Genomic DNA, 6,198 nt, shown 5'->3' on the forward strand with positions numbered 1-6,198 from the left:
CATTATACAAGTTTATACGATAGGTGATAGTGTTGAATAAAGAATTTCGCAAACCTCTTTTACCTGTTTTGTTAACACAACAAAACAGCAACTGGCAGCAATTTTGTGAACAATACCCCGAAATAGCAACGGAATTTTCAACTAAGGTGGCACCACAACGTGTTGCTGACTTCAAACAAGCTATTGCCTTAAGTGACTTTATTTATTGTTCCGCATTACAAGCACCCGAAGTGATCACCGCTTTGTTTGCATCAGATGATATCTACCAAGCTACAAAGCCTAATTATCAGGATATGCTAAATGAACGATTAGCTAGTTGTGACAGTGAAGAAATATTACATCATATGTTGCGACAGTTTCGCATGCGGGAAATGGTTGCAATTGCCTTTGCTGATATGATTTTGGATATATCACTGGATGAGTCGCTTTCTAGATTGTCTGCGTTAGCGGATAGCTTGATTTTATCTGCATTAAATTGGCTCTCTCATGCCTGTTATAAAACGCTCGGTAAGCCCCTTAATCGCAAAGGAGAATTACAGCCACTACTCGTGTATGGCATGGGAAAATTAGGCGGTAGAGAACTAAATTTTTCATCAGATATTGATCTTATTTTCGTTTATCCCGAAGCGGGGGAAACGCAAGGCGGCCGAAAGTCGGTCGACAATCACAATTTTTTTACGCGTTTGGGGCAAAAGCTCATTACCGCGTTAAATCAAAAAACAGCCGATGGCTTTGTTTACCGCGTTGATATGCGCCTACGTCCTTTTGGTGACAGTGGTCCCTTAGTGCTTAGTTTTAATGCCATGGAAGACTATTATCAAGAACAAGGGCGAGATTGGGAGCGCTATGCGATGTTAAAAGCGCGCTTAATTGGTGAAGGTAAATACCATGGTACGTTAAGTAGCATGCTTCGCCCGTTTGTTTATCGCCGTTATATTGATTTTAGCGTTATTGATAGTCTTCGCCGTATGAAGATGATGATTGCTCAAGAAGTAAGACGTAAACAACTTAATAACAACATTAAATTAGGTGCTGGTGGCATTCGTGAAATTGAATTTATTGTGCAAGTATTTCAACTGATTCGTGGCGGGCGGACAAAAGCATTACAACAACGCAACTTGCTATCTGTACTACCTGAATTAGTCAATCATGAGGAAATTTCTGAACATAGTAAACAAGTGCTAGAGAAAGCATATCGCTTTTTACGCCGAGTGGAAAACATTGTACAAGCATTACATGATGAGCAAACGCAAACCCTTCCTGATTCATCACTCGATCAAAGTAGGTTATTACATGTATTAGGTGATGATGTTTTTCCAAGTTGGCCACAGTTTTTAGCATACACACATAAATTAATGGCAGCCGTTCATCAAGAGTTTACATTGTTGATCGGTGAAGAAAGTCCGAGTCAGCAAGATATTGATGATCATTGGGCTGACTTATGGGATGGGGACTGGTCAAAAGAAGAAACAATTGACTGGATTTCTAATCATGAAAAAGAGTGGCATGGCGAAAAAGTGTATCAGTTATTAATTGATTTTAAGCGTGATATCGATCGTCGTTCAATAGGGAGTAGGGGGCGTCAAGTTCTCGATAAATTGATGCCACAACTATTAACCAAAATCTCTGACTTTCAAGCTAATGAACGGTGTATAGAACGTGTAATGTGGATATTAGCAAAAATTGCCACACGAACAGCTTATTTAGAATTATTATTTGAAAATGTTGGTGCACTTAAACACCTTGTAAAGCTTTGCCATGCTAGCCATTGGATGGCAGAGCATATTGCGAAGTATCCTATTATTTTAGATGAGCTTATCGATCCAAAATTATTGCATAATCCACCAACGCTCGATAGCTACGCAAATGAATTACGACAACAACTGTTACGTATTCCTGAAGATGATTTAGAAGCACAAATGGAATCATTACGCCAATTCAAGCAAGCACAACAATTGCGAATTGCCGCAGCTGATATAGCTGATGTATTACCTGTGACTAAAGTCAGTGATCATCTAACGGCACTCGCTGAAGCGGTCATTGCCGAAGTGATTAATATGGCGTGGCAACAAACTGCAGAAAAATATGGCGTGCCCTCAGCATTGCCTGATAATAACAAAGGTTTCGCTGTTATCGGTTATGGTAAAGTTGGAGGAATTGAACTTAGCTATAGCTCTGATCTCGACCTAGTTTTTGTGCACAATCATGACATTAATGATATGACTAATGGTGTTAAGCAAGTTGCTGCTGGCCAGTTTTATGCGAAAGTTGCGCAACGAATGATGCATATCTTTAATACCCGTACGGCATCAGGCATATTATATGAATTAGATATGCGTTTGCGGCCTTCTGGGAATTCAGGTGTATTAGTGGTTAGTTTGCCTACCTTTGCACAATATCAACATGATGAAGCTTGGACATGGGAACATCAAGCTTTGGTCAGAGCAAGGGTCGTCTACGGGGATGAGAAAATAGCCTCACAATTCAATAAAATACGCTGTTCAGTGTTAGCAAAAAAACGCGAATTAGCAACGTTAAAACAAGATGTTATTAACATGCGCGAAAAAATGAGAAATCATCTTGATAAGTCAGATGATACTGTTGTAGATATAAAGCAAGGAAAAGGAGGGCTAGTTGATATTGAGTTTTTAGCACAGTACCTTGTACTAAGTCATGGGAGTCAATTTCCAGAGATTTGTTACTTTTCTGATAACTTGCGTATATTTAAAGCGTTATCAAAATATAAAGTGATTGAGAAAGTACAACAACAAGCATTAGCAGAGTGTTATTGTCAATTACGAGATTTTGGTCATAAAACTAGCTTACAGCAAGAAGAGAATAAATTACCAAAGCAAAAATTTGACGCATTAACACAGCCAATTATTACTATCATCAACCAGTTTTTTCGAGAGCCACCTTCGGGAAGTAAATAAAAAGTGTGTGAAAATTATTTGTACTTAAAAACTACGAGATCGACTTTTTCTCGGTAATTTTACACACTCTTCATCTAAGTAAGATTTATGCTTTTCAATTAATACTAATGTTCGGTGTTGATAACAAAAGTAAGTAGATAAACCGTCTTGGAAATGACCATTGATTGCTAAACCTACTTGGTAGGCAGTATCTACAATATCTTTATCGATACGAAAAGGGTCTTTTATTATGAAATCTTTATCAAGCCACCAAATAACTTCAAGGCCCTCTGCTTTAGCATATTCACTTAACTTCTGATGTAATGTATGTTCAGGTCGAAATGGTCTGTTTAACTTAGTGCTTTTCCAGTTTTTTCTTAACGGGCGAGTCACTAAACGCTTTGCTTCTAAAATTTCTACAATATCGCCTTTATGGGGGGGCAAGTAGACAATATTGTTTCTTACCCGAGGCTCATCTTCATCTTCTGAGCCCCTTAAGTTAGCGTAAAAACGTGATAAACCTTCAGCTGCGGGGTTTGTTTCTTTTTTTGAAATTTTAGGTTTTTCTACAATAGCACTTTCGTTTGAAATGATTTCTTGTTCATCGTTTTGTGAAAACAGGGCTTCCTGATTGGCAATTAAGTAATATGCCAACCCGATCAGCAGTAGTGCAAACACAATATTCTTTAGCCAAAACATCATAAACGTGCCGTCAACTTTTTAATAAATTCATCTTAATTATAATAACATAATAAAAATCTGCTACTTATACAATGATGGGGCGTTTTCGTCAGGGCGGGTTTTAAATCTACGATGTAACCACATGTACTGTTCCGGTTTTTGCATTATTGCTTTTTCAAGTTCCTGGTTTATGCGAATAACGTCAGCTCTATCATCACTTGTTGGAAAGTTTTCTAGCTGAGGTGAAATTTCAATGGTGTAACCGCTGCCATCCTCATTCCGAGTGGGTATTAACATATGAGATTGCGTGTTTTTATTGCGCGCAAAAATAAGTGTGCCTGTGGTTGTAGCAGCATCAGGTACGGCAAAAAGAGGTACAAATAAACTACGTTTTCTTCCATAATCTTGATCCGGCAAATAAACACATGTTTCACCATCGTTAAGCGCTTTTAGTAACCCCTTAACATCACGTTTTCCTAGCATGTATTTGTTTGAACGACCGCGACCATGATACTGAAAAAATTCCATGAGAGGATTGTTATGCGGGCGATAAAACACCACCATAGGGTGCCCAGTGCCAATACCTCGACAATTTATCTCTGCACTTAAATAATGCATAGCCAATAATAACACACCTTTACCTTGTTGGTGTGCTTGTGCAAGATGCTCAAGCCCTTTCACTTGTACTTTTCGCTTTACTCGCCAGTCAGGCCACCACCAACCCATGCCTGTTTCAAGCAAAGCAATACCCGTATTTTCAAAGTTCTTACGTAAAAGTGAGTTGACTTTCTCTTCAGGCATGTCAGGAAAGCACAATTGTATATTGCGTTTAGCAACATTGCGTCGCTTACCACCAATTTTAAATAACAGTTTGCCGATACCGCGCCCTAGTACTAATTGTACTCGGTAAGGAAGCCAAGAGATGCTATATAGAATAATCACGCCAAGCCAAGTGAGCCAATACTTCGGCAGGAAAAACGCTAACTTAAAATTGGGTTGTAAAACTTTGTTTTTACTCACGGTAAGAGGTCAACTCATTTAATTTGATATGATACACTATAGATATTATATCTGTTATGGAATGCAGGATGAAAGTAGATATTCCCGCTTTTAACAAAGCACGTGTTTTAGTTGTTGGCGATGTTATGCTTGATCGCTATTGGTATGGGCCTACACAGCGTATTTCGCCTGAGGCTCCAGTTCCTGTTGTTAATATTAATCAAGATGAAGACAGACCTGGCGGTGCAGCTAATGTGGCACTGAATATTGCATCAATGGGCGGTAAAGTCTCTCTTATGGGAGTTACAGGGCAAGATGAAGCAGCGCAATCTATTGAAACGCGCTTATCGGCAATGAATATAGACTGTTTTTTTGCTAAAGATGCCAGCATACCTACTATTACTAAGTTGCGTGTGATGAGCCGAAATCAGCAATTAATGCGATTAGATTTTGAACAGTCACTGGCCGCTGTTGATAAAACGAGGTTATTACAACACGTTGAAGCCGTTATTGCTGAACATGATGTCTTACTACTTTCAGATTATGCCAAAGGTACATTAAGTGGTGTGGAACACCTTATTGCTGTGGCAAAAAAACACAATGTTCCTGTTGTGGTTGACCCTAAAGGTACTGATTTTACCAAATACCAAGGTGCAACCATGCTTACACCTAACATGGCTGAATTTGAAGCGATTGTAGGTACTTGTATAGATGAAGCTGACATTGTTGCTAAAGGACAAACCTTACTACAATCGTTAAATCTAGATGCTATGTTAGTCACACGCAGTGAACACGGCATGACATTACTCCGTCAAAACCATGAAGAATTTCATTTACCTACTCAGGCGAAAGAGGTTTATGACGTAACTGGCGCAGGTGATACTGTAATAGCAACGTTAGCGCTGGCACTAGCTGCTGATGCTGATTTACCCCAAGCGAGTGCACTAGCTAATATTGCTGCAGGTATTGTTGTTGGCAAGTTGGGAACTTCCACCGTAAGTGAAGCTGAATTATTAAATGCAGTTTTATCTGGTCAAGAAAGCGGTTTTGGTGTTGTCACTGAAGGTCAGTTAAAAATAGCCGTAGAGTTGGCTAAAGCCCGTGGTGAAAAAATTGTGATGACCAATGGCTGTTTTGATTTACTGCACGCTGGCCATGTTTCATATTTAACCTATGCAGCTGAATTAGGCGAAAGACTCATTGTTGCAGTGAATGATGACAGTTCGGTAAAACGTTTAAAAGGTGAAGGTCGGCCGGTAAACCCCGTTGACCGAAGAATGGCGGTTTTATCAGGTTTAGCGTCAGTTGATTGGGTTGTACTATTTTCTGAAGATACACCACAAAGGCTGATTGCAAATATTTTGCCGGATATCTTGGTGAAAGGTGGAGATTATAAAGTAGAAGAAATAGCCGGAGGTGAAGACGTTATTGCCGCAGGTGGGCAAGTAAAAGTGCTTAATTTCGAACAAGGTATTTCTACTACTGAAATAATAAATACTATCCGTTTAGAAGACTAGAGCGTGTTGATCTTTCATGTTTACTTTTGCCGCAATTTGTTTGGTATTTATACAAGGCAACACTTGCGCCGTGTAGTTATTCTACTCCA

4 protein-coding genes are annotated in these 6,198 nt (G+C 39.3%); 2 read left to right on the forward strand and 2 right to left on the reverse strand.

Annotated features, from left to right (window positions below; genetic code table 11):
- The first annotated feature begins 32 nt into the window (after nucleotides 1-32).
- The gene (gene glnE, locus BI291_RS15790) at nucleotides 33-2,933 is read left to right on the forward strand and encodes a bifunctional [glutamate--ammonia ligase]-adenylyl-L-tyrosine phosphorylase/[glutamate--ammonia-ligase] adenylyltransferase (protein WP_074499861.1); all 2,901 of its coding nucleotides are present in this window, start codon (nucleotides 33-35) and stop codon (nucleotides 2,931-2,933) included.
- Between the two features lie 24 nt (nucleotides 2,934-2,957).
- Here glnE and BI291_RS15795 read toward each other — a convergent pair whose 3' ends face one another.
- Entirely contained in the window at nucleotides 2,958-3,614 is a 657-nt protein-coding gene (locus tag BI291_RS15795; protein ID WP_074499864.1) for a TcpQ domain-containing protein, read from the reverse strand.
- A 60-nt stretch (nucleotides 3,615-3,674) separates the two neighbouring features.
- Entirely contained in the window at nucleotides 3,675-4,613 is a 939-nt protein-coding gene (gene lpxL, locus BI291_RS15800) for an LpxL/LpxP family Kdo(2)-lipid IV(A) lauroyl/palmitoleoyl acyltransferase (protein ID WP_074499867.1), read from the reverse strand.
- Nucleotides 4,614-4,681: 68 nt separating this feature from the next.
- Between lpxL and hldE the strand changes: the two genes are divergently transcribed.
- On the forward strand, nucleotides 4,682-6,109 hold the full coding sequence (hldE, locus tag BI291_RS15805; RefSeq protein WP_074499869.1) for a bifunctional D-glycero-beta-D-manno-heptose-7-phosphate kinase/D-glycero-beta-D-manno-heptose 1-phosphate adenylyltransferase HldE: 1,428 nt from the start codon (nucleotides 4,682-4,684) through the stop codon (nucleotides 6,107-6,109).
- The last annotated feature ends 89 nt before the right edge of the window (nucleotides 6,110-6,198 follow it).

The sequence above is a fragment of the Thalassotalea sp. PP2-459 genome (genome assembly GCF_001913705.1).
Taxonomy (GTDB): domain Bacteria; phylum Pseudomonadota; class Gammaproteobacteria; order Enterobacterales; family Alteromonadaceae; genus Thalassotalea_C; species Thalassotalea_C hakodatensis.

What these genes read in the sequence shown, in the direction of transcription:
- hldE (WP_074499869.1), top strand. Translation starts at nt 4,682, where the DNA reads ATGAAAGTAGATATTCCCGCTTTTAACAAAGCACGTGTTTTAGTTGTT.
- BI291_RS15795 (WP_074499864.1), bottom strand. Translation starts at nt 3,614, where the DNA reads ATGATGTTTTGGCTAAAGAATATTGTGTTTGCACTACTGCTGATCGGG.